The organism is Mesorhizobium bavaricum (assembly GCF_056781655.1).
Genome location: NZ_CM165566.1, coordinates 55,822 through 81,805, shown reverse-complemented (window position 1 = coordinate 81,805; position 25,984 = coordinate 55,822). Strand labels below are relative to the sequence as shown.

Below are 25,984 nucleotides of genomic sequence, written 5' to 3'. Positions count from 1 at the left end.
GATACTCAACACATGGACCGCGAGCCATGATGGGGAAATACAACCAGGGGGACTGGGCCATCGGTCTAGCGATCCTTCTGCGTGAAGTGATCGTAACCAATTTGGTGTCTATTGCAAGAGGTGTACCCGAAATGGTTACACTCCGTGCGAAAAAAAGCAGATCAGAGTGTGGAAATTCTCAGTCGAGCACGGCCAATTACCTTCAATTCCTCAGGTTTTACCGTTTCGTTGGTGGAAGCCGGGTTGTCGCTGTGGACCTGGACGGCGCCCGTTGTCGTAGGGGAAAGGTAGCGCCATTGCACCACGCCGGCGATATCGAGGGCATAAAGGCCCGGTCGCGTAGGTTGGTTGTCATCAGTATCGATGACAAGCGCATCCCCTTTGGTGACAAGGCCGTTGGCCTGGGAGGCATCGACCATCATGAACCTGAGGTTGTGGGCGGATGCGTTCGGCAGCATCCGGGCCAGAAACTCGTTTTCAAGAGAGAATCCCGGCGCTTTCGGCTGGCCTTCGCCCTCACTACGGATCTCGAACACGTGGTTGAAGGGGCTGATGTCGATGCGGGCAAGCTCAGGAAACATAAGCTCCTGGGGCGTGCATTTGAGCACCTGGGCGATCCTTGCGGCCCATTCCGGAGTTAGCTTGCGCTCGTCGTCCTCAAGGCGGCCCATCTGCTGGCGCGTGGTGCCGACGCGGCGCGCCAGCGCGGCCTTGCTAAGCCTAGCTCTCAGGCGGAAATGCTTGATTCCGTTCTTCATGCCATGCCGGTAGCGTAAAAAAATTCGCAACGGAACTGATCCAGTTTGGTTACAAACCTTGACGTGTAACCAGAATGGTGCCAAATCCAGCGCATGGAAGCTGATCATCCTCTGAAGAAGTGGCGCCAAGAGCGCGATCTGAGCTCTGCCGAGGTCGGTAGGACCATCGGTAGCACTCGGCTGGCGGTCGACCGCTATGAGGCGGGCAGGAAGCCCAAGCAACCATATCTCGACCGCATCGTCGTTATGACCGACGGCGCGGTGACGGCAAATGACTGGTTGGGCAAGGAGGCTGCTGATGTCGTTGCGAAGCGACAGGCTTCGGCTTGACCTGAGGTACGATCAACAAGGTTCCTCGTTCCGTCCTAAGCCGGTCGGCACGTTCAACAACTCCCCAAGCCGCGAGTCCAAGCGGTATCCAGGTATCATCGTCACGTGTCATTCGCAGCCCCCTTGCACAGGTGGCGACAATGGCGCGGAAATTGTTGGAGGTGTCCGACAGGGCATCCGAGAATCCCGACGGATCGTCGTGTTCCTTCTCCCGTTTCTAGTGAGGAATCGATGCAAGACATTGCAGAAGAGCTACAACAGGTGGTCTTCAAGGCCGCCGGTCCTATCAAGCCAGGCATGGGCATCAAGGCCCAGATCAACGCTGCCTGTGACAATCTCGGCTACCCGCGCGGCCACTGGCGCGTGCGGGAAGCCTGGTATGGCGATGCGTCCAACTGGCGCGGTAAAGCCATCTTCGATCTTCTCGGCCGCTACAATCGGCTCTGCCAGAAGGCCGGTTCCACAATGGAGCCAGCAAACGATCCATTGGCCGATGCAGCGAGGGCGAGGGCGAGGGCCGATTGACGGAGTCTTGATTTCCTCCGGCAATGACTTGGTCTTATGTCACCCACGCAATGTTTCAGCCTGAAACATTCCGGAGGAATTAACTAAAATGAAGCAGACTGACGAGGGGCCATCAGTCAACGGTGAAGTAAAAGCCGTGATGGCCGGATTTTGCATGACGGCCAGGAGTATCGGAGCGTCCGCAGCGGAGCGGGCGGCAAAGGTGCATCTGGTCGCGGCAGCGGCATATCTGGCAGAAACTGTTGGCCCTGGGATGGCAAAGCAAATCATATCGGCTGTGATTACGTCGATCGGATAGGCAATGAACTTATTTACCGAACGGCAATACCATTTGGAACTTGTAGGATTGCCGCTCCTCACTGTTGAGAGAGCGACATGACCATCATCACGCGCAAGCGGTCAGACCAGTACGCCATAATCCCGAACGCTGTCGCTAGTGACGATAGGCTGACGTTCGAGGAGCGTGGAGTGCTGGTCTATCTGCTGGCAAAGCCGCACGACTGGAACGTGTCGGTCAAGAACCTCCAGAACGAGGGCGGCATCGGCCGCGACAAGGTCTACCGGATCCTCCAGACGCTGGAGCAGATCGGCTATCTCAAGCGCGCGCAGACCAAGAGTTCAGATGGCCGCTTCGGCGCCTACAACTACACCATCCATGATGACGCCGTGCCGGAGTGCCTGCCGCTGCCGCGTCCTGGAAATCAGGAAGCGGCCAAGCCGTGTCCTGAAAACACGGAAGCGGCACCGCTTCCTGAAAATCCGGTAACTGGTCCACCGGTTAACGGGAAACCCGACACATACAAAGAACCTATTCAACAAATCTCCCCCCTTACCCCCCTGACGGGGGGGATAGATGGTCTTTTGGAAAAAATGGTTTCCTCCTGGCCGCAGGAGCATCTGGGCAAGCGCGACGTCGCCGAGCGTGAGCTGATGAACCTCCCGGCAGACAAGCGCCAGCGCGCAGCCGATTGCATCGCGGTCTTTCTGCGCCACTGCAAGCTTCGCAGGGAGAAGATACCGCGCCTGTCAGTCTACCTCTCGGCTCAGATGTTCGAGATCGTCTATGGCGCGCCTGACCTCGACGGCGCCGGCTATTACCGCATTCACGCTGATCGGGCGGAATGGGTGCCATGGCTACGGCACGTCCGGGCGAAGTACGGCGAGGAGAAGGCGGCAAAGTGCGAGGCCGCGAAGATCATCCTCGGAAAAACACGCTGGCCCGACGATCTTTCGCTTGCCAACAATGTAACCAATTTGGCACCATCTGTAACTGAAATGGCACCTGCTTCGGCGGTTGAGGAATCGGAATGATGCGGCTTTTTCTCGACACACCAGCCGACCTGGAGAAGCGGATCGACCGCTTCATCGAGCACATGCGCCATGCCGAAGACATCTTCTTCGCCAAGAACAAGCGGGGCCTGCCTACGGCACGCGACCTGCTCTGGATCCTGTTCGCTGACGCCGTCGACACGGCCCGCAACATGCCCGACGCCGAGCGCCGCATGATCTCCAAGGTCGGATCGGCGATGCCGCCGTCGCGAGAGACCGAGCACCAAGCCTATGTGCGCGAGCTGTCACGCATGGCCGACGGAATGCCGCAGTATGACGCGACCGAGGTTCGCATCGTGGTTCACGAATCCGCCGCCGACCGGATGGTCGACGTCATGGACCTGCTGCGCTTCGTGCGCGCCGGCCTCCAGGGCGCGGATGCGCCGCGCTACAAGCGCACATTCCTCGCCCACGCCGGTGGCTATGGCGTCGAGTTCTGCACGCGGGTTTGGGACAAGCACCGCGTCGATTTGATGTCGAGGCAGTCGCTGCACGACGTCAAGAGCCGGGTTCTCGGTCAGATACTCGCCGGGATCGAGCAGGAGTTCGGGCTGGTCCGGACGGTCCGTGGCTTTCGTCGACTGACGATCAGGGAGATCGAGCGTCGCCGCAAAGAGCGCAAGAGCGAGGAAAAACGACGCCGGCGTGAGGAGCAGGAAAATGCGTGACATTGCCATGCCCCTCAACCTCGTCCAACGCCGCAAGAATGCCGGCTATGCCGCGGTCTGTGCTGTCGGCTTCGATGCTGATCCTGGCGTGTTCCGGCTTGCGACAGCCGAGAACATCGAGGGGCATCTGCCGAAGCTCCAGGCGGGCCGGTGGGAGAGGCTTCATTTCGCTCTCGTCGTCTGGACGCCCGGTATGGCAGTGGCCCTAACCCTCGTGCTTGGCGCCGAACGATCCCTGGCGAACTGCCATCTCGGGCAGCACTGGTACCGGGCCAGCCTCGACACGCTCAACAGCGTGCTCCTGGCCGAGGCAGTGGCACTGAAATCAATCCTCTGGTCGCATGCCGAGCTGATCACCCGCCTCAAAGGCCAAGCTGATCGCGAGGCCGATCGCTTCGCTGCGGGGGTCATCTGATGTTAGCCGCGTCGACTGGAAGGACTATCAGCCGGTGGCGGCGCCATGAGTTCCGTTCGCCGCCAGGAGAGAATGCTTTGAACCACTTCGCAGGCTTCACTACGCCGGTCGTCGGCGGCTATCACGCCATGCTGCGCTTCGCAGAGGACGGCAGGCCCGAGCCCGTGATGGGTCCGAAAGGCACGCCCATGCTGTTCCCGACCGAGGCAGAGGCATGGAAGGCTGTCACCGAGCATCTGCTGCGCTACTTCAATGGCCATATGCGGCGCGATGGCGAAACCATCACCAGCGCCCGCGACGCGGCCGAACGCCTTTTCCGCAAAGGCCGGATGATCCCGGTGGAGCACAAATAGCAATGGCCAGTTTTCGAGAGGGTTGGGCGATCAAGGGCCCGACTGCCACCAAGGCGCACTACTTCCGGCGCCCCGGCGTTGGCCTGGCCGTTTCGCTGTGCGGCTCTCAGGACGCAGCTGCCGGCTGGCTGCAGGATCCTGGCAACGTCGACCAATGCGAGCGATGCGCTCGGGTCCAGTTACAAACTCGTAGACAAGCCAGCCAGCTAGCCATCCGGTAGCGCCGCAAAGACCGGAATTTGATATTGTCATTCAGTTGATCTGACGAAGTCCGCGCTACGTGAGCGCATGGCTTTCAGCAGTTCCGCATCGCTGATAGGCATTTGCTGGAAAAGGCCCAACACCGCCGCTGCCACCAAATCGGCGTCTATCGATGTGCGGTTCACATGGGCGAAGCGTGGAAACACTTGGCGCGACCAACGCGAGCTGCTCGATCTGCAAACACTATTCGTCGCCGTGCTGGCCTATCTGTTGCTCGCAGAGAGCCTGTATGACTACGACCTGGTTGGCGCTGCCTTTATCGTAGCGGGGATTGTTCTCGCCACAGTGCTGAAACCCAAGCCGGGTCCCGCATGCATGCGGAGTGATGATTAGTCGTTCTGGATGTCCGTTGGGGGCAGAGCCGGCATCGAGAGCGACGGCTACTGACCCCTAAGATCGACTTGACCAATCACAGGGCCGACGACATTGTGGACGTGCAATTCGTAGCCAAGTGGTCGTGTGGCAATGGATTTTCACGACGCCATCGATAGATCGCTGGCCTGGGCCGGTGGATGGTTCGACTATGCCGCCACGCCGTGGTTTGTCTATCAGGCCGCCATAGTCGTCTCGCTCTTCTTGGTGGCGAAGCTCGCGGCGCTGCGGGTCGAGCCGCTGGTCGAAAACCAGGCACGCCAGATCAAGGGCCATCCCGGACTGCTGAGGGTCGTCATCGCGCTACTGCGGCGCACCGACTGGATCCTTTTCACAGTTCTGCTGTTTGCCGCGCTCAACATTTTCCGCGCCATCACCTGGCCGAGCCGCACCTATCTCCTGCTCGTCGCGCTGTTGCTCTCGCTGGCGTGGCTGTTCGCGGCCGTGCTGTCTCGCATCATCCGCAACCGCGTCGTCGCGCGCACGCTCGGCTGGTTGGCCTGGATCTCCGCGGCCCTTGTCATCCTCGGCGTAGGTGACGAGGCGGCCGCCTTCCTCGACAGCCTCGCAATCCCTCTGGGCGCGGTTCGCGTTTCGGCGCTCATGGTGCTGAAGGCGGCGCTGCTCCTGGTCGCCACCCTCTGGCTTGCGGTGATCACCGGCAATTACATCGACGAGCGCGTCCGCCTCTCTGAGGAACTGACGCCGTCGATCCGCGTCCTCGTCGGCAAGGTCGCAAAGATCGGCCTCGTGCTGGTGGCGGGTGCCGTCGCACTCTCCGCCGTCGGCCTCGACCTGACGGCGCTGACGGTGTTTTCCGGCGCCGTCGGCGTCGGTCTCGCTTTCGGGCTGCAGAAGGTCGTCTCGAATTTCGTCTCCGGCGTCATCATCCTGCTCGACAAGTCGATCAAGCCTGGCGACACCATTTCGCTCGAAGGCACCTTCGGCTGGATCCGCGAATTGCGGGCACGATTCGTCTCGGTGGTGACACGCGACGGCCGCGAATTCCTGATCCCCAACGAGGACTTCATCACCCAGAGGGTCATCAACTGGTCGTTCAGCGACAACCTCGTGCGGCTCGATGTGAACTTCGGCGTCTCCTATGACGCCGATCCGCACAAGGTCAGCGAACTGGCGATAGAAGCCGCGATCAGCGTCGGCCGGGTCGAGGCCGACCGGCGGCCGGTCTGCTGGCTGACCGACTTCGGCGATTCCTCGCTGAATTTCGTCTTGCGCTTCTGGATCCGCGACCCCCAGCAAGGCCTGACCAACGTGCGCGGCAAGGTACTGCTGGCGCTGTGGGACACTTTCAAGGCAAACGGCATAAGCATCCCCTATCCGCACCGCGAGATCATCATGAAGCCGGCGGACGGGCGCTGAGGGTGCGGGCGCGCTGCTGGCCGGCAAGGGCGGGGTGAAGGACAAGGACGTCAAAATCATCGGCGCCGGCCTGCCGCCGGTGGCATCGAGGGAGTGGCGGGTGGCTGGGCGGCGACCCAATGACTGCTTCGCGTCTCATATCGGCCATTTAGGTTAACGCTGCTGTTCACCAACAGCAGACGTTGCGGCCGGGCTCCGACATGGCACGGTGCCATCGGAACCCAATAGCGTAGGACGCGGAACACATCGTCATATAACACACCCTGAGGATGTGCTGGTCTGCGAGCCGAACCCCATCGCGACGTCTCCAGATCGTACGGCCAGTCGTCACCGCGGACTGCCTGGAGCAAGACATCAGCGCCGTCGTCGCCATGACAATCCGGAATGCTCAGGCTCCGAGATTAGATGTCAGTGGCTTTGGGACGGCCCGAATGCCGTTTTCCTGAAATGCCTGGTGCACGGCGAGCATTACGGCGCGGCGGATCATGAAGTGCTTGCCGGCTTTCGCCTTGAATTTGGCCCGGATGACCAGCGTGCCGTCCTCAACCTCGGCAATTCCCTGGCTCTTGAACGGATCGATCAGGTCTCCAGCAAGTTCCGGGTTGGCCGAAATATCCTGGCCGATCTTCTTGAAAATCTTGCGGACCTTTTCGACATCGGTGTTGAACGCAACGCGAAAGGTCAGTTTCTCGATCATCCAATCGCGGCTGAAATTCTGGATCTTGCCAATCTCGCCATAGGGAATTGTCGCCAAGGCACCGCGCTGATGGCGCAGGGAAACCGACCGGACCGAGATTTTTTCTACGGTCCCCTTGGCGCCTGACGTTTCGATGTATTCGCCGAAGCGGAACGCATCGTCGATCAGGAAGAACAGCCCTGAGACCAGGTCCTTCACCAGCGTCTGCGAGCCGAAACCGATGGCCAGTCCGAACACACTCAAGCCGGCGATCAGCGGCCAGACATTGACTCCGATCGACACCAGGACCGAAAGCAGCGCCAAGGACACGATACTCGATTTGCCGACCGCGCTGAGGAGCGGCACCAGCGTGCCCAGCCGTGAACGCGGCGCACCCAGCTCCTCCTCGTCACCACCCACGGCGGGAAACTGCGCGCGCAAGGCACGAGCCGTCGCCGTACCGACCACGTTCCACATAAACGCCGCCCCCAACATGATCAACGCCACACCGGATGCGCCTCTGGCGACCTCTCGCAGATCTATGCCGAATCCGGCAGCCAGCGGTGTCGCCCATAACGTTCCAAGCATGGCAATCATGACAGCCACGACGGTGAAGCGGGCGGTCTGTCGCCCGGCCGCAGCCAATATCGAGATGTCTGGGGACTCCAATCCGCGCTGCGCCCAGTTGCCGATCATTGCGTCTAGATGCGGCGCGGCGAGAAACATCAACGCGGTCAGCAGAACGACCGATCCACGAAGCGATGCTCCCAGGGTGAGCGCGGCCTGAGTGGTGAGAAAGGTGATTATCAGGAACGCGATCACGATTGCCGGCCACATCTTGGCGAGACCGGTGCGCCAGCAACTTCTGGGGCGCGGGCCGGCGACGGCGGCTGCCATTGTGCTTTTGTGCCGCCATACCGCCCATCCGAACAGAAGGTAGATCGGAATTCCCAAGCCTGTCCGCAGCAGGTCCTCCAATGCTGGCCCGACGCTCCAGAGCCGCAACGTCGCGAACAGCGCAGCGCCGATGATCGCCAAGCCAATGGCTAGCGAGAGGTCATGGACGAGAGCCACCAGATGGACGGAACGCTCTGCGAACTCGGCTCGCCGAGATGCCATCAGGAGTGATCTGACGGCGGCGAGGATGATGAAGCCGAGCACGGTCACCACCGTCCAAAGGCGAAGGGTTTGCAAAGGCACAGCAGTGCCTGCCAGCAACCTCGCAGCAACGAAACCGATTACCAGCGCCACCACAATAGCCGCCACGCCGGCGAAGAATCTGCGCCATGCGCTACTTGTGGCACTCGCCTTCTTGAATCGTCGGGCAAGCAAGATGAACACGCCCGCGACGAGCGCAACAACCAACACAATCTGGAACAGGAGCACAAAGAGAGATGTTCCCCCAGTCGCAAGTGAGGCCTTCAGGTTTTCAAACTCGACGGGGACGTTGGTCAAAGCGGCAAACCGCGCGAACAGTCCTGAGACGAAACGCTCCGCGAGTTGTTCGAACCCCCAAATCCACGAAGTAGCGTCCGTTTCCGCTGTCGCGTCCACGATTTTCCCCCTTCATGCACGGCACAGCTGGCAGTCCGTTAGTGCGACCCATCCTGAATCCGCCAACGGCAGAACTTCGACGCCGCTCAAACTGGGGCCTTTCTGTTCCTTAGGGAAGGTAACTAACTGTATGCTACCCGGCCTAATGCAATCCCGATTTCCAGCCCTGCTTTTCTGAGCGGCCGGAGGAAAGACTTCGACGTCTTGCGGGCGAGCCAGGCGCATCGAAACTTGGCGGCCAACGTTCCTCACCAAATTGGCAGCTTAGGCGATCGGCCCCGACCTCCAGACGATCGGCGATTGCAAGAAAGTCGTTGGAGAATTCACAAATGCCAAGGCGGTCAGTCTGACCGATGATCGGCAAGTGTTGTAAGCGGTGCCTGTCCCAGGCAAATCTGGTTGGCGCTTCGGCGGTCGCTGGTGGGTTGCTTGCGATTCGGCCATGAATTCGGTCTTCCTACCTGCCATCCACACCCGAGATTACAGTTAGTTACGTCCCTGCTTGCCAGTCCACGTGCAAAGGATGGGCTGGGAACGTTTCCCAAATTGGAAGTCAAAGCGGACAGGTCCTCGCGGGTCAGCACTTTCGTGAGCCAGCAGCATACGGCATTTCGAGATCGGATGCTTGCGCTGGCCGCCACCCCTGCAACCTGCTTGCAATGCGGCAAGGATACTCGTTGCAGCTTCAGCTGCATGACAAGGGAGGACACCATGAGCAACGACAAATCTGACAAAGAACCGCAGGACAATTCCCCAAAGCGCGGGGAAGGCATACGGCGTCGCGATCTACTGCTCAGCGGTGCCTCTCTGCTTACCGCCGCGGCCATGTCAGGTGGCGCCGTCGCCGTGTCGACGACTCGGGTATCGGCAGAGGAGACGAAGGCGACGCCGGGTCCGGCCGTCGATACAACAGTCGACCGGACCGCTCTGCCAATCGCGGAACCGACCTATCCGCCGATCACCGAACTCGATGCCCGCAATGTGAAAGCGCCGCCGATCTTTCAGGTCACGGCGCCAACTGGCGCCCCCAACGTCATCGTGATCCTGCTCGACAATTTCGGCTACGCCGGTTCCACAACAATGGGCGGCGTCATAAACCTCCCGACCCTGGATCGCCTCGCCAAGGATGGCCTGATCTACAACAACTTCCATGTGAATCCGATCTGCTCGGCGAGCCGGGTGGCGCTGCTAACGGGCCGAAATTGCCACAGCGCCAACATGGGCACGATCTCGGAGATGTCCACTGGCTTCCCCGGTCAGACCTCCATGCTTCCCAACAGCGTTGCACCACTCGCCAAGATCCTGAAGCACAACGGCTACAGCACGGCGATGTTCGGCAAATGCCACGAATACGTGGCTTGGGAAAGCGGTCTCACGGGGCCATTCGACCAGTGGCCCACCGGCCTCGGATTCGAAAGATTTTACGGCAACGTAATTGGAGAATCGGATCAATTCTTTCCGGTAGCTCACGACAACACGACGCTGGTTCCCACATCGAAGGACCCAAACTACTACTACCAGACTGACATCGCGGACCGTGCTATCGAATGGATTAAGGCACAGAAAACCCTTAACCCCGACAAACCCTTCTTTGTCTACTACCCGGCACAAGGCATGCATGATCCAGTGCAAATGCCAGACTCGTGGAAGGACAAATACAAGGGCAAGTTCAATCAAGGTTGGGACAAATACCGAGAGGAGATTCTGGCGCGCCAGAAAAAGCTTGGCATCGTCCCGGAGAACACCCAGCTCACGCCAAAAGCTCCTATTGCCGACGACTGGGACAGTTTGAGCCCTGATGAGAAGAAGATCTGTGTCCGCTATCAGGAACTCTTTGCGGCATTCGCCGAACTGACGGACTACGAGATCGGCAGGGTGATCCAGGCTGTCGATGAGATGGGGGCGCTGGACAACACGCTGATTGTCTATGTTACGGGTGACAACGGGGCTAGCCCCAACGGCGGACGCATTGGCGTTCACAATACGATGAGCACCTTCAACCAATCGCCGGAGACACTTCAATTCCAGCTTGATCACCTCGATGACGTAGGGGGGCCTCACTCCGCCATGACGCCGCCGGCCGGCTGGTCGTTTGCCGACAACACGCCGTTTGCCTATTCGCAACTCCACACCCAGTACGGCGGCATCACCAACGCTGCAATAATCAGCTGGCCGAAAGGAATCGCAGCAAAAGGTGAAATACGCAACCAGTACCACCACCTGATCGACGTCGTGCCGACCATTCTGGAGGCGGCGGGCTTGCCGCATCCCAAGACAGTCAACGGCGCGCCGCAAAAGCCCATGGAAGGCGTCAGTATGCTCGCTTCGTTCACCGACGCACAGGCCAAGTCGGCTCATACAGTGCAGTACTACGAGGTCTACGGAAACCGCGGCATCTACAAGGATGGATGGTACGCTGCGACGCTGCACAAGGTGTCGTGGGAGCCAAAGCCCCGCAGCACCTATGCCGAGGACAAATGGGAACTGTTCAACACGGCCGAAGACTTCAGTTGCGCCATCGATGTGTCAGAAAAGTTCCCGGACAAGCTCAGAGAGTTGCAGGATGCGTTCCTGGTTGAGGCGGTGAAGTACAGCGTGCTGCCGCTCGACGATCGAGCCCAGGAGCGATTCAATGCCGGGCTGGCGGGGCGTCCCGACTATATGGGAGGCCGTACGTCACTGGCGGTCTATCCGGGCATGGTTGGCATGAAGGAGAATGCCTTCATCGACGTGAAGAACCGGAGTTCCTCGGTGACTGCCGAACTGGAAGTCCCGGAGAACGGCGCTTCGGGAGTGATCCTGGCACAGGGCGGTTCGCACTCAGGCTGGAGCCTTTACGTGAAGGATGGCAAGCCCAAATTCGCCTACAACTTCCTCGGCGTCGTGACGACCATCGCTTCCGACGAGCCGCTGCCTGCTGGCCCTGTCACACTCGTCTACGAGTTTGCCTATGACGGTGGCAAGTTCGGGGCAGGGGGCACAGGGACGCTCTCGATCGGCGGGAAGAAGGTCGCCTCGGGCAAGATCGAGCGCACCATTCCGTTCATCTACGGCGTTGAGACCGCAGATGTCGGCGTGGACCTCTACAGCCCTGTGACGCCTGACTACGCCCAGGGCGACAACGGCTTTACCGGAACAATCAAAAAAGTGACAATCGACGTGAACCCTGGGGGCGGCAGCAAGCAGGACGCTGGCGCGCCAAACCCGGATTGACGATCCTTGCGTTTGCCGGTGAAGAAGGCCTGTCCTCGCGAAGCTGGCGCCAGCGAGGACAAACCGTAGATGGGAAAGAATACTCGGATCAAATGACCAGCACCAACCCTGTTGTGAGTTACCCCGATATTGGGGCGCCTCAGGCCAGACCGTCCTCCGCGAAGATGATCTGGATTCCAGGTGGCGCGTTTCTGATGGGCTCGGATAAAGGCTATGCCGAAGAAGCTCCGCCACACCGCGTGCGTGTCGATGGCTTTTGGATGGATTGCTGTACCGTCACCAATGCCGATTTCGAACGCTTCGTCGCGGAAACCGGATATGTCACGCTGGCCGAGAGGCCGGTAAACCCAGCGGACTATCCCGGCGCGTTGCCGGACAGGCTGTTGCCGTCCTCCACCATCTTCAAGAGGCCCATAGGGCCGGTGGATATGCGCAACCACTACAATTGGTGGATGTATGTCGGCGGAGCAAACTGGCGCCATCCACGCGGACCGGCGAGCACAATCAAGAAGCTGAAGGACCACCCCGTCGTCCACATCGCCTATGAGGATGCCGAGGCTTACGCAGCCTGGGTCGGCAAGGAATTGCCGACCGAGGCAGAATGGGAGTTCGCGGCGCGAGGCGGGCTGGAAGGCGCCGAATATGTCTGGGGTGAAGAACTGACCCCAGACGGACGGCACATGGCGAATATCTGGCAGGGCGATTTCCCCTACCGCAACACTATGGATGACGGGTTCGAGTATACCGCGCCAGTGGGTTCGTTTCCGCCCAACGGCTACGGCCTCTACGACATGGCCGGCAATGTCTGGCAGTGGACGTCGGACTGGTATCGGGACCACAGCGCGATCGACAGCCCATGCTGTACGGGGACCAATCCGCGCGGTGGGGACCGGGAACAAAGCTACGATCCGCGCGAGCTCGAGGTGCAGATACCGCGCAAGGTCACCAAGGGTGGTTCGCATCTGTGTGCGCCGAACTATTGCAGACGCTATCGGCCCGCCGCCCGTATGGCACAGCCCATAGATACCTCGATCTCACATCTTGGATTTCGGCTCATCGCACGAAGCCGCGCTTTTGGCCACGATGGGGAGAGCGGAAATGTTGAGACCTACGGGGACAAACTCCGGCCCAAGACCGGCGACGACTAAACTCAATGGCGTCTGGGGATGGCGAAAAAATGAAAGTCGAGGGGTACCAATGATTTATCATCGCGTTTTGTTTGCCGCGCTGGCAGGCTCTGTTCTTCTACCGGCAATTGGTCATGCCGATGAGAATGGCGTCAGCTTTTGGCTCCCAGGCCAATATGGCAGCTTCGCCGCGACCCCCGGGACCCCCGGTTGGTCTTGGGCAACGATTTACTATCACGGATCGGTCGGGGCAGGCGGAGGGCAGGAGTTCCCGCGTGGCGGGCAGGTCGACGTCGGTCTGGACGGGCGGGCGAACCTCGTTATCTTCGGGCCAAGCTATACGTTCGAGACGCCGGTCCTGGGAGGCGCGCAGCTGACGCTGAGTGCTTTGACGGCGGGAGGCCGTAGCGTGGTCGGCGTAGATTCCGTGCTGTCGGGGCCGGGAGGCGTCCCCATCTCCGGCAGCAGGACCGACACGGTCACGGGTTTCGGTGATCTCTATCCAACGGCGACGCTCAAGTGGAACGCTGGCGTCAACAACTACATGACCTATCTTGCCGGGGACATCCCGGTCGGCGCCTATGACGCAGACCGCTTGGCCAATCTCGGCCTCGGCCATGCCGCCATCGATGCTGGCGGCGGTTACACCTATTTCAATCCGACAAACGGCAGGGAAGCATCCGCCGTTGTCGGGTTTACCTACAACTTCAAAAATCCCGACACGGACTACCAGAACGGTGTGGATATGCACATCGATTGGGCCGCCGCGCAGTTCCTGAACAAGCAGTTCTTCGTTGGAGCAGGCGGCTATTATTACCAGCAGCTCACTGGAGACAGTGGGAGTGGAGCGGTGCTTGGGGACTTCAAATCGCGTGTCGCTGGCATCGGCCCGCAAATCGGCTACTTGTTCCCCGTGAGCGATAAGGTTCAGGGCGTTTTCAACGCCAAGGCTTACTGGGAATTCGCCCGCGAAAACCGAGCTTCAGGCTGGAACCTTTGGGTTGGCTTTGCCTTCTCACCCGCCGCGCCGAAGACAACAGAGTAGTGCCGCTTATCGCCGACTAGCGTACGCATCGGGACGGTAATCCCACAGCGGTCAGTCGGCGATTTTCAGCCCCGCTTTGCGAAGCGAGCCGATAACGAATTCGCGATCTTCCGCGCGGCCCAAACGCATCGAAATTTGCTGGCGTATGTTCTTCACCAGAACAGGCTGATGTTGTTCGAGCCAAATGCGTTCCTGGTTAGCTTTGACGGTGTCTCCCGCCTCACCGAAGATAGCTGCGCCATACAAATGGTAGATCGGGTTCTGGAGCGCAGGGGTTCTCTCAAGCCACATGGCTGCCTTCGAATAGTCGCCGCCGAAATAGGAGCAAATGGCCAGGTCCGCCTCATAGTAGGCAGAGGCTCCAGGATTCTGCAGACGGGACTCCGCGATCATCGAACACCCTTCCTTCCAGTTTCCGGACGCTGCCAGGCGCTCGCCATACTCGCCCAGAAACTCGGTGTCGTTCGGATTGACTGTCAGGCTTTCCTTCCCAAGTCTCAAAGATGCTTCGATCTGTCTGTCGAAGTAGAGGGCAACCATTTTTGCCTGGCGGCCTCGCATATTGACAGGATCAAGTTCCACAGCTCGCCCCGCAGCGGCCAAGGCGCTCTGCAGCCTCGCTACTGACAAGGCCGGATCAGCCGAAAGCCCGAATCGATAGTCATCGATGTAGGTCAACGACAAAAGACCCCAGGCACTCGAATAGCTTGGGAAGCGACCCACGGCTTGCTCTAGGCACGTGCGGACAGACGAACGGCGTTCCGGATCAAGGTCCGAGCGATATTCGTAGAAAGCGAGCGTGCAACTGTATGCGGCCCAATCGTCGGGAGGCCTGCTCACAAAAAGATTGCTGTCCGCCTGGAAGATTACACCATCAGTTTGCGCCAAGGTCTTTGAAACGCTATTCGCTATCTCGGTTTGGGCATCGATGAATGCCGCGACATTCAGCGGGCCATCGTACCGGTTGGCCCAAAGAATCGAGTTGTCGGCCCGCTTGATCATTCGCACCTGCAGGTGAAAGGCATCGGTCGACAGTGTGACGCTTCCCGCAACGACGAAGCGTGGTGGCGATATTGTAGGGTCGTCAGGCTTTCCCGCGGACTCCATAACCACGATGTCCTTGAACTTGGAAAGCTTTTCGACGATCTCCTGCTTCAGCCCGCTTGCTATGCGCCCCGCATCCTGGGAGTCGCTCTGATCTTCAAAGGCTTCCACAAGCACGCGCGGTCTTTCGGGGACACCGGTTTTGGCGGACGTCCACCACCAGGCCGATGCTGCAATTCCAACTGCCAGCAAGACAACGAGCGCGGCCGGAACCAGCAATCGCGACGACATCCGCTGCGGTGGGAGTTCGGCGACCGGCAGCGACATGACCGCGGCGGTAGGCTGCGCGACGGGAGTTTGCTCACGACGCGAGAAGTCGGGGACATACCCGCCCTTCGGAATGGTGATGAGAATTGGGTCCGCCTGCCCGGAGGTCAGGTAATAGCGCTCAAGCGCCCGTCGAAGGTGACCAGCCTCGATGCGTACGATCGGATCTGACTGGGGATCGAAGGACTCCCCGCGACCAAACACTTCGACCGCAATCGAGTAGGCCTTGATGCGATCGCCACGGCCAGCCAGCGCCTCTTCCACGACATAGCGAAAAAAACGATGTTCGCGGTCAGTGGCATCGAAATCCTGACTGTTAAGAATAAGAGCAAGCTGCGCGCGGCAATCTCCATCAAAGAGATCTTCTTCTCTCGCTATGGTTGTCCCCGGCTGTATCAACCCATCCTCGCTTGCCCAGACGCCTTTTTTACCGGCTTTTTCTAGGGGACAACTCATTCCTTCACGTAGCTTACATTCCACGACTGGCTCGTGACAATATGGCCCAGCCAATTCACAGCAATACGGGCAAAGCTTTACACCGACGCCCCTGTGGTTGGCCCCGCCTGCGTGATCGATGCTCGCCTTGCCCCCAAGCGCTTTCTGCCGGCTTTTTCGTTGAGCGATTACACACTCTTCCACGTAACTTACATTCCGCCGGAACCTCGCGCCAATATAATTCTGCCAGATCATTGAATTGTGTCATGGCCACTCAAAGCGGACAGCTCAGAAAACATAGTGCGGCTTCGGCGGCAGTACGTCGGTTCCCGCAATTCGAACTGACGATTCATCGTCTGATGGATCGCAACGAAACCTTTCGCGAGATATGCGAGGAACTCACGGAGGCGGAGCTTGCACTTTCAAAGGTAGATCTGATCGCGCCGGAGTTGCGCGCGGCCAGGCGAACCGAGTGGCAGGAACTGGTGGATCGGTTGATCGGGGAAGTTGGAGCAGTCGTGCTTGAATCGGAAGCTGCCCGAAGAGCTGGCTTCAATCTTGGTTCGCAGCGTTGAGCTCCGCGATACCTTTGCCGAAGGGAGTGCTGGCTTTGAAAGCTGTGTCCGGCGGTCGATACCGGAAAACGGCCGTGGCGATGCTCCCGTCATTCCTCATTGGGACAGCAGCTTGGGCGGAAGATAGCAGCGAGGATCTCGCCAAAAAGTTGTCCAACCCCATCGCCTCGCTAGTCAGCGTGCCAATCCAGTTCAACCACGACAGCGGCTATGGCCCGAACGATGGCGACAAGGCCTATGTCAATGTTCAGCCGGTGATCCCGATCACGCTCAACGACGACTGGAATCTCATATCGCGAACCGTAGTGCCTATAGCCTGGCAGAACGACATTGCGGGTCCGTCCGGTGACCACTTCGGGCTCGGGGACATATCTCAAAGCCTGTTCTTCTCGCCCTCTAAGAGAGGCGCCAGCGGGATTATATGGGGCATAGGGCCGGTGTTCCTCTTGCCCACCGCGACCGACCCATTGCTCGGCAGACAAAAATGGGGGGCCGGGCCAACGGTCGTCGTCCTCAAGCAATTCGACGGGTGGACGGTTGGCCTTCTGGCTAATCACATCTGGTCGTTTGCGGGCGATGAGAACCGCGACGAAATCAGCGCGACTTACCTGCAGCCCTTCATATCCTACACGACCAAGGACGCCTGGACGTTCACGCTCAGCACCGAGAGCACATACGATTGGGGAGCAAGCCAATGGTCGGTTCCCATCGGCTTCCAGGCATCCAAACTGGTGCTTTTCGGCAAGCAGCCAGTCAGCCTGAGTGCGAGTGTGCGCCACTGGGCGGAGAGCCCAGAAAACGGACCTGACGGTTTTGGGTTTCGAACCGGCGTCACATTCCTCTTTCCGAAGACATAGTTTTGATAACCGGCCAATAGCCGGGACGTAATGACGACAACTGACCAATGGAGGAAATCATGAAATCGAAGTTCAGCTTGCGGAGCGCGCTCATTTTTGCCCTGGCGCTGGCAACATTTGTTGAAGTTGACCCGGTCTCGCTGGCAACAGGAAATTCGGTGTCGTCTGAAGCGATGGCGAAAGTTGGCCGGCCTGCCACGGCCAGAAGCGCAGCAGGCGTGGCCCGCCGCACGACACGGCGCGTGGTGCGGCGAACAGTCCGCAGAACGAACGTCTATGTGGCTAGCCTTCCCGCTGGCTGCGCAAAAATTTCGGTCAATGGCGCCTGGTACTGGCACTGCGGCGCGACCTACTACCAGCACACCGGCACCAAATACGTGGTCGTTCACATCAACTGAGAATTGTCGGGGACAGGGCTCAAACGGCTCGGGGGGAGCACGCGTGAAAGTATTGAGGTCAAAAGTCGCGCATATGAAGAGGGCACTGATTTTGCCGGCAGTCATTTTACTGCTGGCAGGATGCGCGTCGCGTCCCACCAACGTGCTGTTGCCTGTCGACGACACCTCGCCCTCATCCAGCAAGATAAACATGCTGGTAGCGACCACCCGCAGCCGGTCTTCCAACCCCGCAGAAATGTACACGGGCGAACGCGGAATAGCTCCTTCGTTTGCCGACATGACGGTGTCGATCCCGCCTGCTTCGGTCCGCAAAGTCGGTGAGGTCGCCTGGCCCAAGAAGCTGCCATCGAATCCGGCGACCGATTTCGCGGTTCTGAACGCCGAAGAACTATCGGTGCAGTCGGCCAAGGGTTGGCTGCATGCTTCCGTCAAGAGGAGCCCGGACCATAGCGTCCTGGTTTTCATCCACGGGTTCAACAATCGCTTCGAGGACGCAGTCTATCGCTTCGCCCAGATCGCCAAGGACACGGGCACAAGCAGTGCCCCCATCCTGGTCACTTGGCCGTCGCGAGGCAGCACGCTAGCCTACGGCTACGATCGCGAAAGCACCAACTACACGCGAGACGCGGTCGAATTGCTGTTCCAGTACTTGGCTCGCGATCCCGAGGTGAAGGAGGTTTCGATCCTGGCGCATTCGATGGGCAACTGGCTTGCGCTGGAATCCCTGCGTCAGATGGCCATCCGCAACGGCGGTCTGCCGGCGAAGTTCAAGAACGTCATGCTTGCTGCCCCGGACGTTGATGTCGACGTGTTTCGAACCCAGATCGCCGACATGGGCAAACAGCACCCCAAATTCACGCTCTTTGTCTCTCAGGACGATCGAGCGTTGGCAGTTTCGCGACGGATTTGGGGCAACATCCCTCGACTAGGATCGATCAATCCGGAAGAGGCTCCCTATAAGGAAGAACTCGCGAGCGAGAATGTAACCGTTATCGATTTGACGAAGGTCAAATCCGGGGACAGCCTGAACCATGGCAAGTTTGCCGCCTCGCCCCAGATCGTGCAGTTGATCGGAGCGCGGATGGCCGACGGTCAGACCCTGACCGACAGCAGGGTCGGTCTCGGTGACTCCATCGTGCAGGCGACGACAGGTGCTGCGGCCGCGGCAGGCAGTGCCGCGGGTTTGGTGATCGCTGCGCCCGTTGCTGTTGTCGATCAGAACACCAGAGAAAACTACGGCAACGAGGTCGAGGGCCTGACCGGCAGTGGGGGCAGCAAGAAGTGCGATCTTGCCAAAGGGTGCAAGAAATAATCACTGACGGCGAGGGTGAGAGTGAAACATGGGCACTCGATTGGGCGGCATTTTTGAGAGCGTCGCTGGCGGCATTGACGGTGCCAGCGAATCCAAACCTATCAAGTCGAACTCGTCGCCGGCGGCAAGAAGACAAGCTGCCTGGTTGGTACGGATGGAAACGTCAAATCCGTGGAGCCAGTCTGATCGGCGCCCTTGACCAAATGATCCGATCTTCCCCAGAGGATGGCTCCGCCAGCTCAAGCACGTCTGCTTTCCGGATTTTCGCGCCCCAAAGCTGCCAGTCTCCTTTCGGCCCAATGCTGCCGGGCGGCAATGCGCCTCATCTCAGTCGTAGGATCAGCTTTGCCGCTTCCCGACAGAAAGCACCACCGGCGACCCCGCTGGAGGTCATAGTAACGCCAAGCCTCTGCTAAGCGCGAGTCGCGACACGCAGGCAGGATGATACCTCCGCTTCGTGTGAGGCACGGAACGATTCGCTTCGCCCGCTCTTTCTCCCAAAGCCAATTCGGGCAAAGGAGCATAATGATGAAAACGCTGGCCGATATTTTCGAGCATACCCTTCAGGACATGTATTATGCCGAGAACGCGATTATCAAAGCTTTGCCCAAAGTGGCCGGGGCCGCAAAGGACGCCAAGCTGAAGAAAGCTGCGGAAGACCATCACGAGGAAACAAAGGGGCAAATTAAGAAGCTGGAGCAGGTCTTCAAGTCGATAGGCAGGAAGGCCTCCGGCGAGAAGTGCGACGCTATCGAGGGCCTTATCAAGGAAGCCGACGGACTGATGGAAGAAGCGTCAGGGACAGCTCTCGACGCTGGGCTGCTGGCGGCCTGTCAGGCAGTCGAGCACTACGAAATTTCCCGGTACGGCTCTCTGCGGGAATGGGCAAAGGACCTCGGGCATGACGAGGCGCACAAGCTGCTCAGCGAGATCCTTGACCAGGAGAAAGCCACCAACAACAAGCTGACGAACCTCGCAGTCACGTCGATCAACAGGACACATTGATCATTCGGCGATAGGTGGTGGCATCGCCCTCGGTTGGAAGCCCGAGGGACTTTGTCATGATCGTAGACGCCGGCTCCGCACGGTCCTCTTCCCGTCTGCCTATGTCCCTGAGATCCAATGATCCCCGGCACAGTCTCGTTGGTACTGGAGGGTACGGCTGACCATGGAGATCAGGCGCTAATTGAAATCAAATGTTCAGGATAGCCTTGGCATACTTGTTCATTGCGGACGACCGGATGGCTCGGATGGATGCGCAGAGGAAGACGGTTAAGGGCCTATCGATTGTGGCAGATCCGATGCCCCTCGATGTGAAGGATGACCCTGCCGCTCATCCTTGTCGCCGCCATGGCCGTTACGCCATTCCTCAACAATGCCGCCACCGTCCTTGTCATGGCGCCTATCGCCGCCGAATTTGCCAGTGATCTGGGCTACAGGCCGGAAGCATTTTTGATGGCTGTCGCCATTGGCGCCGGCTGTGACTTTCTCACCCCGATCGGACACCAGTGCAACACGCTCGTCATGGGGCCGGGCGGCTACCGCTTCAGCGACTATCCGCGTCTGGGACTGCCGCTATCTTTCCTCGTAGTCATTGTTGCTGTGCCGATGCTCATGATCGTTTGGCCAATGAACTGACTCTTGCCCACTCGTAATCGCGCCAATTCCCGACATTTGCACACTGCTTCGAGAGTGTCTTGATCCGACCCGGACTTCTGCTGCCGGGCCGCATACGGTCGGCCGTCACTCCGGCAACCCCGCGAACCGCATCTGCTTGATCCAGCGGTCGAGGCTTCCGGGTGCGGTCCAAATCTTGCCCCACTCCCTGCGTTCTTTACGGATGGATTCACTGGGAGTGTTCTGGAGGAAAACCGCAAGCGCTTCCTTTGCCTCCTGCTTGTTTCCCAAGCAAGCGTGGATCCCCGCAAGCATGCGCTGTGCGCCGCTCGGGATTCTGGACATTTTCCGCATCGCCGCCAGCGCCGCCCCACAATCGTTCTTTTCCCAGAGCGCCCAGCCCATCTGCCAGTGGAACCAGTCAGGGTGGAAGGGATCGATGCCCTTAGCCTGCTCGATCCGATCGATCGCTTCGTCGGCGCGGCCAACAAACAGCAGCACGTCCGTACTCATGACGAGGATATGCGAGTCGCTGGGGTTCAAGGCGATCGCCTGATCGTACTGGGCAAGGGCCTGCTCGACCTCTCCGGCTTCGGTTAGGATGCTGGCGCGGATCTCATGCGCTCCAGCGTCATCAGGAGCGAGCAGGATGGCCTTGTCGGCGTATTCGGCGGCGAGTTTCAACGCCTCGTCCCGGTTGTGCTGCTGCGCGTGCCACCCGAATACCGCGTCATTGCGATAGGACCAGGCCAGCCCGATATATCCGAACTGGGAGTTCGGATCCGCTCCGATCGCCTTGAGGCTGAACTGCCTTAACAACTCCGTCCCCTCGGCTGAGATATCTCCCTCTCCGATCTTGGCCCTCCCCACCAGGTAATAGCGGAGCGCGCTGACCCGGGCGGCACCGCTCTCTGGCAAAGGGCGCTCGATGCTCTGCCCGATCCGATCCGCAAGCGTTCGGATGATCTCCTCCTGGACGACGAAAAGATCGCCAATCTCCCGGTTGTAGGTGTTGGCCCAGACATGCGATCCATCATGCGCATTCAGCAACTGGGCCGTCACTTTCAGCCGGTCTCCGATCTTCTGCTGGCTGCCTTCGAGCAGGTAGTCGACGCCGAGTTCGTCTCCGATCTGCCTGATGTCAACCGGCTTATCGCGGTACCTGAAGCTTGAGTACCGGGCGATGACGGCATAGGTCTTGCTCCGCGCAAGCTCGGTGATGATCCCCTCGGCGACGGCATCACTGAGATATCCCTTGTCCCCGCCAGCACTGAAGTCGTCGAAGGGAAGGACCGCAATCCTCGGCATGCCGCTCGAACGAACTGGAGCGGCTCGCCATGCTTCCGCGCCGTAGTATGCGCCGATCGCTGCCGCGACGAGAACGATCGCAGCAAGAATGAAGCTGCGCTGCGAGATTCGTGTCTTGCCACGTTCCGTGCCGGCTGCGGCGTTTGGGTCTGCCGCGTTCGACGGATCGGCATTCAGTCGGTAGCCTCTCCGAGGGACGGTTTCCACGATCACATGCGCGTCGTCCGCCAATGCGCGGCGAATATCGGCAATGCATTGAGTGAGGCTGTCTTCGGTCACGAATGTATCGGGCCAAACCGCCTGCATCATCGCATCCTTGGACACGATTTCGCCTGGTCGCGCCGCGAGCACGGCGAGCACCTCGACGGACTGGCTGCGAAGATTGACCGCTTTGCCTTCCACGGTTCGGAGTTCGTTGCTGTTCGCAAGAAAAACAAAACCGCGGAACGTGACCGTTTCAGCAGATGCCGTTCGGGACATTTCACCCACCTGGCGCGCCTCCTAGCATAGCCCATTCGGCCGTCGCCTCCAAGCGATCCTGGCGGCCCCTGGATTGGACAGGAGGCTGACATGAAACGGACCAGGTTCGTCATCGTTCTCGCTTGTCTTTTCGCAGGGCAAACGGCTGCAAAAGCGGATCCCCGCATCGGAGGCATCGGCACAAACGGCGTGACGGCTGGACTGGGCGCAACCGTGGACGCCAGGAGCGTGATTGGCGTTGGTGCGGCCGTCGGGGTCGGCAATGGCATCAATGCGGGCGCAGGCCCGAGCAACCCGTCCAACCCAGCAAGCTGTCCAATCCGAGCAATCCATCCAGCCCCAAGCACGTCAGCGTGGTCGCCGAATGTCGAGCGCGCAGTTGGCTCGGATGAAGAAGCGCTGCGTGGACATGCTCAGCAGCCAGGACACTTACGATCGCGACCTGCGGCAACTTTGCCTGCTAATCGCCGGCCGTTGATCGAGGACCGGAACGGGAGTGCCAACCAGCCGTGGCGCGGTAATGACGCTCTCCTGCCCTCCGGCCAGTCAGAAAGCTCGCCATTCAATTGGCGGGCTTTTTGAGCTGGAGTCGGGCAACGCGAACTTAGGCGCCAATGACTGATAGGATTTTTTCGATCTATGGAGAGCCGGCCCTTGGCCTGCCATTGTCGCGGCGGGCACCTCGGCCCCACGGAGGAAAGGCCGAGGCTGTTACATCAGCACCGAGCGGGCATGCGCCCCGCGAAGGTTGGATTCCATCGACCGCAGCGTGCGCGATGCAGCGGCCAGTGTGTCGGCCCTCTTCTCGGCCTTGTTAGGTCGACGGTCTTGATGGCGACGAACTCGCCATCCTTGAATCCCGAGGCGATCGCCGAGATGATTTTCTCTGCCATCCTCTCCATGCGGCTGAGCGAGGCCATGTCGTCTTTCGACGGCTCGGGCCGGTTCTCATTGTCGAACATGCCGCCTTGCTCGATCCGGTCGCGCACTGATTGCGCAGCAGCTCGGACACCCGACCAGTCTTTCAGCTTGCCACTCGAGAATAGCCGCACGATGTTGACCTGGTCAGCAGTCGGCAGATCAACCAGATAGTTCGCGTGGCCGAGCGGGAAACCGCCGCCGTCGACCAACTTCTGAATCGTCTCGTCCAGATTGAGCAGAGCGGTCCGGGCGGTGATGCGCGCCGGCTGGACACCAATATCCTTCGCCAGCTGCTCGACCGTCCAGCCGCGGTCTAGCATCGACTGGAACGCCCGAGCCTCTTCGAGAGCTTTGATGTCGGCCCGGGCAAGGTTCTCGACGATGGCTTGAAGCGCAATTTCGTTGTCGTTGATCTTGACGACCTCGCAGCAAATGTCGGCCGCCTCGATCAGCTGGTGAGCGCGCCAGCGGCGCTCGCCGCCAACTATCATGTAGAGGCCTTCGTCGCCGACGGGGCGAACGGTGATGGCCTGTATCAGGCCGCGCTCGCGGATGGATTCGGCCAGCTCGCGCAGCTTCACCGGGTCGAAGGATTTGCGCGGTTGGTCGGGGTTCGGGATGACCTGGGTGAGGGGGATACGCTTTTTCATGGAACTCTCCTCAATCCATATTGCAGTGGACGAGGGCGGTCGCGTAGTCGACGCCGGTCTCTTCGGAGTAGATCGCGGCCTGATCGCCGGGGCGGTTGGTTGCGGCCGGCTGGCGGCTTTCGACTAGCACCACCAGCCGATTGAAATTGGCATCGGGCATGCGGATCGCTTCGGTGACCGGGTCTTCCATGAAGGCTTCGACCTGGTCGCGGTGGGATGCATCTGCCGATCCCCAATTTCCGTCGATCACGCCGGCAGCGGCGAGATCGTGTTGCCCGAGGCCGAGCAGGATGCGCAGGGCGGCGTGGAAGCGGGCGGCGTTCATGCCATTTCCCCTTCGATCTTGTCGGACAGAGGCGTCAGCACCTCGTTCCAGATAGCGTTGCAGACCTCATTGTCCGTGTAGTCGGAGACGACGTCATAGCCATCGTTGCCATAGATCAGCTGAAACCAGCCGGCCCTCGTGCCATCGGCGGTGCGGATCACGATCTCGTCCTGATCGGTCGAAAACAGCGCGGCCAAGATCACGCCTTTGTCGGTCGACTTCCTCACGGCCCACTCTTCGCCGTCGTGGACGGAAACGAGAAAGCCGCGATCGAGGCAGGCAGTGACGAGCGCGGTGCTCATGCGCTTCTCGGCGCGGATTCGACGAGCCAGCGAACGGCTGTAATTCCGGTGATCGGGATTAGAGGCGTGCGCGATGGCCTCGTCGAAGCCGGTCTTCTCAGGCGGGAAACGGAATTTCTCGAGTCCGGATGGTCCGAAGCTCGGAGCATTGCGCAGCCCATGAAGGACCGAGCCGCGGTTCGGCATCGCATCGCAGGCTGACAGGCGGGCATTATACCAATCGAGGCTCAGGGCCTCTTTCCACCTGCGGCCACGCTCGTCTGCATAGGAGCGCAGGGCCGCAAGCTCGTCTCGGCTCAAGGTCATGGTCTTTCTCCGTGGTAAGGGATGAACCAAAGTGCGCATGCGGCTATGCTATGCCCGGCTCGCGCTCCCGAGCGGCTTTCGGCCGCCGGATGAATGGGCGAGAAGTCACCAATCGCCAGCCCGCATTCGTCGGGTTGTTCTGGCAGAGGCTGCAGCGGTGGAAGGAAGCGGCTTTGCGACATCGGTTCCAGATTTCTAAGTTACTTGAATAACTTAGCTTGTAACCAAAACGGTTACAAGTGGCTGAAGGGCGAAAAGCCGAATATTTTCAAGGACTTCCGGGTTTAGGCGACCGGCTGAAACCTGCTCTGCAGGACGTTGCTCGAAATCGAGCGCTTTTCGTCGCCGCACTGCACGAGTGCCTGGTCGACGTGTTCGGGATCGACGCCGATCACCGTCCAGACGCGGCCCTGAGCGTCGGCCGCCTCGGCGCCGAGGTAGGGAGCGACATGGAGGGGTTCGGGCGACGTGGCAGGCAGGCGGTATTGCGCCGGCAGCTTGGGATGCCTCCAGGCGCAACCCTGGTTCTCCAATCCGTATTCAAAGACCTCGAGTCCGAGCTGTTCTTTCAGCCACACCGAGATGTAGGCGCGATGGCAATATTTGTTGTCCGTCGGCGCCTCGTAGCAGAGCAGCGCGCAATCCTTGCCGGCGGACAGGTCTTCGAACTTGGCGACGATCCGGCTGGGATTGAGCTTGGCCAGGATCTCGAAATAGAGCTGCTTGTAGTCGCGGTCGCTGGCGGTCTTAAACCAATCGCCTGGAGCGAGTTCGGGCATCTTGCGATAACCCGCTGCATATCCACGCGGAGTTCCGCGACTGACGCCTATTTTTTGAATGCTATCGGGAAGCTTCGTAAACCAGCTGCTTGTGTAGATTTTCATTGTCCGTTCCATATGACTTTCATCGGTAGGGGACCATGCACCATCTCAAGTGCATGGATCGCGTTACAGGGTTTGCAGAGTAGTTCCAGGGCGACAGTGGTCCGGCGAAGCTCCGCGATAGCTCGGTAGAACTGCATGCTCTTGCTGACTTCCGGCTGCCCGCCGCCATTTATGTGGTTGATTTCGAGGAGGGCGGGCCGATCGCAGCCACATCGAACACATTGAAGAACACCCTTG

At 59.7% G+C, this 25,984-nt stretch carries 25 protein-coding genes and 1 pseudogene; 18 read left to right on the top strand and 8 right to left on the bottom strand.

All coding sequences use genetic code 11. The annotated features are described in order from the left end of the window. Window positions 1-161 precede the first annotated feature (161 nt). A complete protein-coding gene (locus tag AC1RZR_RS00470; protein ID WP_481827323.1) occupies window positions 162-866 on the bottom strand; it encodes a helix-turn-helix domain-containing protein in 705 nt (234 codons plus the stop codon). Here AC1RZR_RS00470 and AC1RZR_RS00465 point away from each other — a divergent pair. From AC1RZR_RS00465 to AC1RZR_RS00425, 9 genes are all read left to right on the top strand, one after another. Next, window positions 852-1,088: a helix-turn-helix domain-containing protein gene (locus tag AC1RZR_RS00465; RefSeq protein ID WP_481827322.1), complete on the top strand. Its 237-nt coding sequence runs from the start codon at window positions 852-854 to the stop codon at window positions 1,086-1,088. The genes AC1RZR_RS00470 and AC1RZR_RS00465 overlap by 15 nt on opposite strands. Window positions 1,089-1,319: 231 nt before the next feature. Next, window positions 1,320-1,613: a hypothetical protein gene (locus tag AC1RZR_RS00460; protein ID WP_481827321.1), complete on the top strand. Its 294-nt coding sequence runs from the start codon at window positions 1,320-1,322 to the stop codon at window positions 1,611-1,613. 88 nt (window positions 1,614-1,701) lie between these two features. Continuing rightward, window positions 1,702-1,911, top strand: coding sequence for a hypothetical protein (locus AC1RZR_RS00455; protein WP_481827320.1), 210 nt, complete (start codon window positions 1,702-1,704; stop codon window positions 1,909-1,911). Between the two features lie 77 nt (window positions 1,912-1,988). After that, complete coding sequence (locus AC1RZR_RS00450) at window positions 1,989-2,924, top strand: hypothetical protein (protein ID WP_481827319.1); 936 nt, start codon at window positions 1,989-1,991, stop codon at window positions 2,922-2,924. Next, entirely contained in the window at window positions 2,921-3,610 is a 690-nt protein-coding gene (locus tag AC1RZR_RS00445) for a hypothetical protein (RefSeq protein WP_481827318.1), read from the top strand. Before AC1RZR_RS00450 ends, AC1RZR_RS00445 begins: the two co-directional genes overlap by 4 nt. Next, window positions 3,603-4,025, top strand: a complete 423-nt coding sequence (locus AC1RZR_RS00440; protein WP_481827317.1) for a hypothetical protein — start codon at window positions 3,603-3,605, stop codon at window positions 4,023-4,025. Before AC1RZR_RS00445 ends, AC1RZR_RS00440 begins: the two co-directional genes overlap by 8 nt. A gap of 77 nt (window positions 4,026-4,102) precedes the next feature. After that, entirely contained in the window at window positions 4,103-4,378 is a 276-nt protein-coding gene (locus tag AC1RZR_RS00435; protein ID WP_481827316.1) for a hypothetical protein, read from the top strand. A gap of 288 nt (window positions 4,379-4,666) precedes the next feature. Then, window positions 4,667-4,972, top strand: a complete 306-nt coding sequence (locus tag AC1RZR_RS00430; RefSeq protein ID WP_481827315.1) for a hypothetical protein — start codon at window positions 4,667-4,669, stop codon at window positions 4,970-4,972. Window positions 4,973-5,104: 132 nt separating this feature from the next. Beyond that, the gene (locus tag AC1RZR_RS00425) at window positions 5,105-6,391 is read left to right on the top strand and encodes a mechanosensitive ion channel family protein (RefSeq protein WP_481827314.1); all 1,287 of its coding nucleotides are present in this window, start codon (window positions 5,105-5,107) and stop codon (window positions 6,389-6,391) included. 388 nt (window positions 6,392-6,779) lie between these two features. Here the strand turns inward: AC1RZR_RS00425 and AC1RZR_RS00420 are convergent, their stop codons facing one another. Next, on the bottom strand, window positions 6,780-8,621 hold the full coding sequence (locus AC1RZR_RS00420; protein ID WP_481827313.1) for a mechanosensitive ion channel family protein: 1,842 nt from the start codon (window positions 8,619-8,621) through the stop codon (window positions 6,780-6,782). A 711-nt stretch (window positions 8,622-9,332) separates the two neighbouring features. Here AC1RZR_RS00420 and AC1RZR_RS00415 point away from each other — a divergent pair. The 3 genes from AC1RZR_RS00415 to AC1RZR_RS00405 all read left to right on the top strand — a co-directional run bounded on the left by AC1RZR_RS00415 (window position 9,333) and on the right by AC1RZR_RS00405 (window position 14,006). Next, window positions 9,333-11,834: an arylsulfatase gene (locus tag AC1RZR_RS00415; RefSeq protein WP_481827312.1), complete on the top strand. Its 2,502-nt coding sequence runs from the start codon at window positions 9,333-9,335 to the stop codon at window positions 11,832-11,834. A 92-nt stretch (window positions 11,835-11,926) separates the two neighbouring features. Continuing rightward, entirely contained in the window at window positions 11,927-12,982 is a 1,056-nt protein-coding gene (locus tag AC1RZR_RS00410; protein ID WP_488657411.1) for a formylglycine-generating enzyme family protein, read from the top strand. A gap of 49 nt (window positions 12,983-13,031) precedes the next feature. Further along, the gene (locus AC1RZR_RS00405) at window positions 13,032-14,006 is read left to right on the top strand and encodes a SphA family protein (protein ID WP_477270619.1); all 975 of its coding nucleotides are present in this window, start codon (window positions 13,032-13,034) and stop codon (window positions 14,004-14,006) included. 51 nt (window positions 14,007-14,057) lie between these two features. Here the strand turns inward: AC1RZR_RS00405 and AC1RZR_RS00400 are convergent, their stop codons facing one another. After that, window positions 14,058-15,857, bottom strand: coding sequence for a hypothetical protein (locus AC1RZR_RS00400; RefSeq protein ID WP_481827311.1), 1,800 nt, complete (start codon window positions 15,855-15,857; stop codon window positions 14,058-14,060). A 221-nt stretch (window positions 15,858-16,078) separates the two neighbouring features. Between AC1RZR_RS00400 and AC1RZR_RS00395 the strand changes: the two genes are divergently transcribed. The 6 genes and pseudogenes from AC1RZR_RS00395 to AC1RZR_RS00370 all read left to right on the top strand — a co-directional run. Then, complete coding sequence (locus tag AC1RZR_RS00395) at window positions 16,079-16,387, top strand: hypothetical protein (protein ID WP_481827310.1); 309 nt, start codon at window positions 16,079-16,081, stop codon at window positions 16,385-16,387. An 80-nt stretch (window positions 16,388-16,467) separates the two neighbouring features. Continuing rightward, complete coding sequence (locus AC1RZR_RS00390) at window positions 16,468-17,244, top strand: transporter (RefSeq protein WP_481829176.1); 777 nt, start codon at window positions 16,468-16,470, stop codon at window positions 17,242-17,244. A 59-nt stretch (window positions 17,245-17,303) separates the two neighbouring features. Next, window positions 17,304-17,642: a hypothetical protein gene (locus AC1RZR_RS00385; RefSeq protein ID WP_481827309.1), complete on the top strand. Its 339-nt coding sequence runs from the start codon at window positions 17,304-17,306 to the stop codon at window positions 17,640-17,642. 73 nt (window positions 17,643-17,715) lie between these two features. Further along, on the top strand, window positions 17,716-18,954 hold the full coding sequence (locus AC1RZR_RS00380; protein ID WP_481827308.1) for an alpha/beta hydrolase: 1,239 nt from the start codon (window positions 17,716-17,718) through the stop codon (window positions 18,952-18,954). 528 nt (window positions 18,955-19,482) lie between these two features. Next, window positions 19,483-19,959 (top strand): YciE/YciF ferroxidase family protein, encoded by a 477-nt coding sequence (locus AC1RZR_RS00375; RefSeq protein ID WP_481827307.1) that lies wholly within the window; start codon window positions 19,483-19,485, stop codon window positions 19,957-19,959. Window positions 19,960-20,280: 321 nt separating this feature from the next. Then, window positions 20,281-20,592, top strand: a pseudogene (locus AC1RZR_RS00370) (SLC13 family permease); the annotation flags it as partial. A gap of 105 nt (window positions 20,593-20,697) precedes the next feature. Here AC1RZR_RS00370 and AC1RZR_RS00365 read toward each other — a convergent pair. The 5 genes from AC1RZR_RS00365 to AC1RZR_RS00345 all read right to left on the bottom strand — a co-directional run bounded on the left by AC1RZR_RS00365 (window position 20,698) and on the right by AC1RZR_RS00345 (window position 25,747). Further along, window positions 20,698-22,359, bottom strand: coding sequence for a winged helix-turn-helix domain-containing tetratricopeptide repeat protein (locus AC1RZR_RS00365; protein WP_481829175.1), 1,662 nt, complete (start codon window positions 22,357-22,359; stop codon window positions 20,698-20,700). A 716-nt stretch (window positions 22,360-23,075) separates the two neighbouring features. Further along, complete coding sequence (locus AC1RZR_RS00360) at window positions 23,076-23,930, bottom strand: ParB/RepB/Spo0J family partition protein (RefSeq protein ID WP_481827306.1); 855 nt, start codon at window positions 23,928-23,930, stop codon at window positions 23,076-23,078. Between the two features lie 10 nt (window positions 23,931-23,940). Further along, window positions 23,941-24,255, bottom strand: coding sequence for a hypothetical protein (locus AC1RZR_RS00355; protein WP_481827305.1), 315 nt, complete (start codon window positions 24,253-24,255; stop codon window positions 23,941-23,943). After that, window positions 24,252-24,863, bottom strand: coding sequence for a hypothetical protein (locus AC1RZR_RS00350; RefSeq protein ID WP_481827304.1), 612 nt, complete (start codon window positions 24,861-24,863; stop codon window positions 24,252-24,254). Before AC1RZR_RS00350 ends, AC1RZR_RS00355 begins: the two co-directional genes overlap by 4 nt. Before the next feature lie 284 nt (window positions 24,864-25,147). Next, window positions 25,148-25,747 (bottom strand): DUF488 family protein, N3 subclade, encoded by a 600-nt coding sequence (locus tag AC1RZR_RS00345; protein ID WP_481827303.1) that lies wholly within the window; start codon window positions 25,745-25,747, stop codon window positions 25,148-25,150. Window positions 25,748-25,984: the final 237 nt, after the last annotated feature.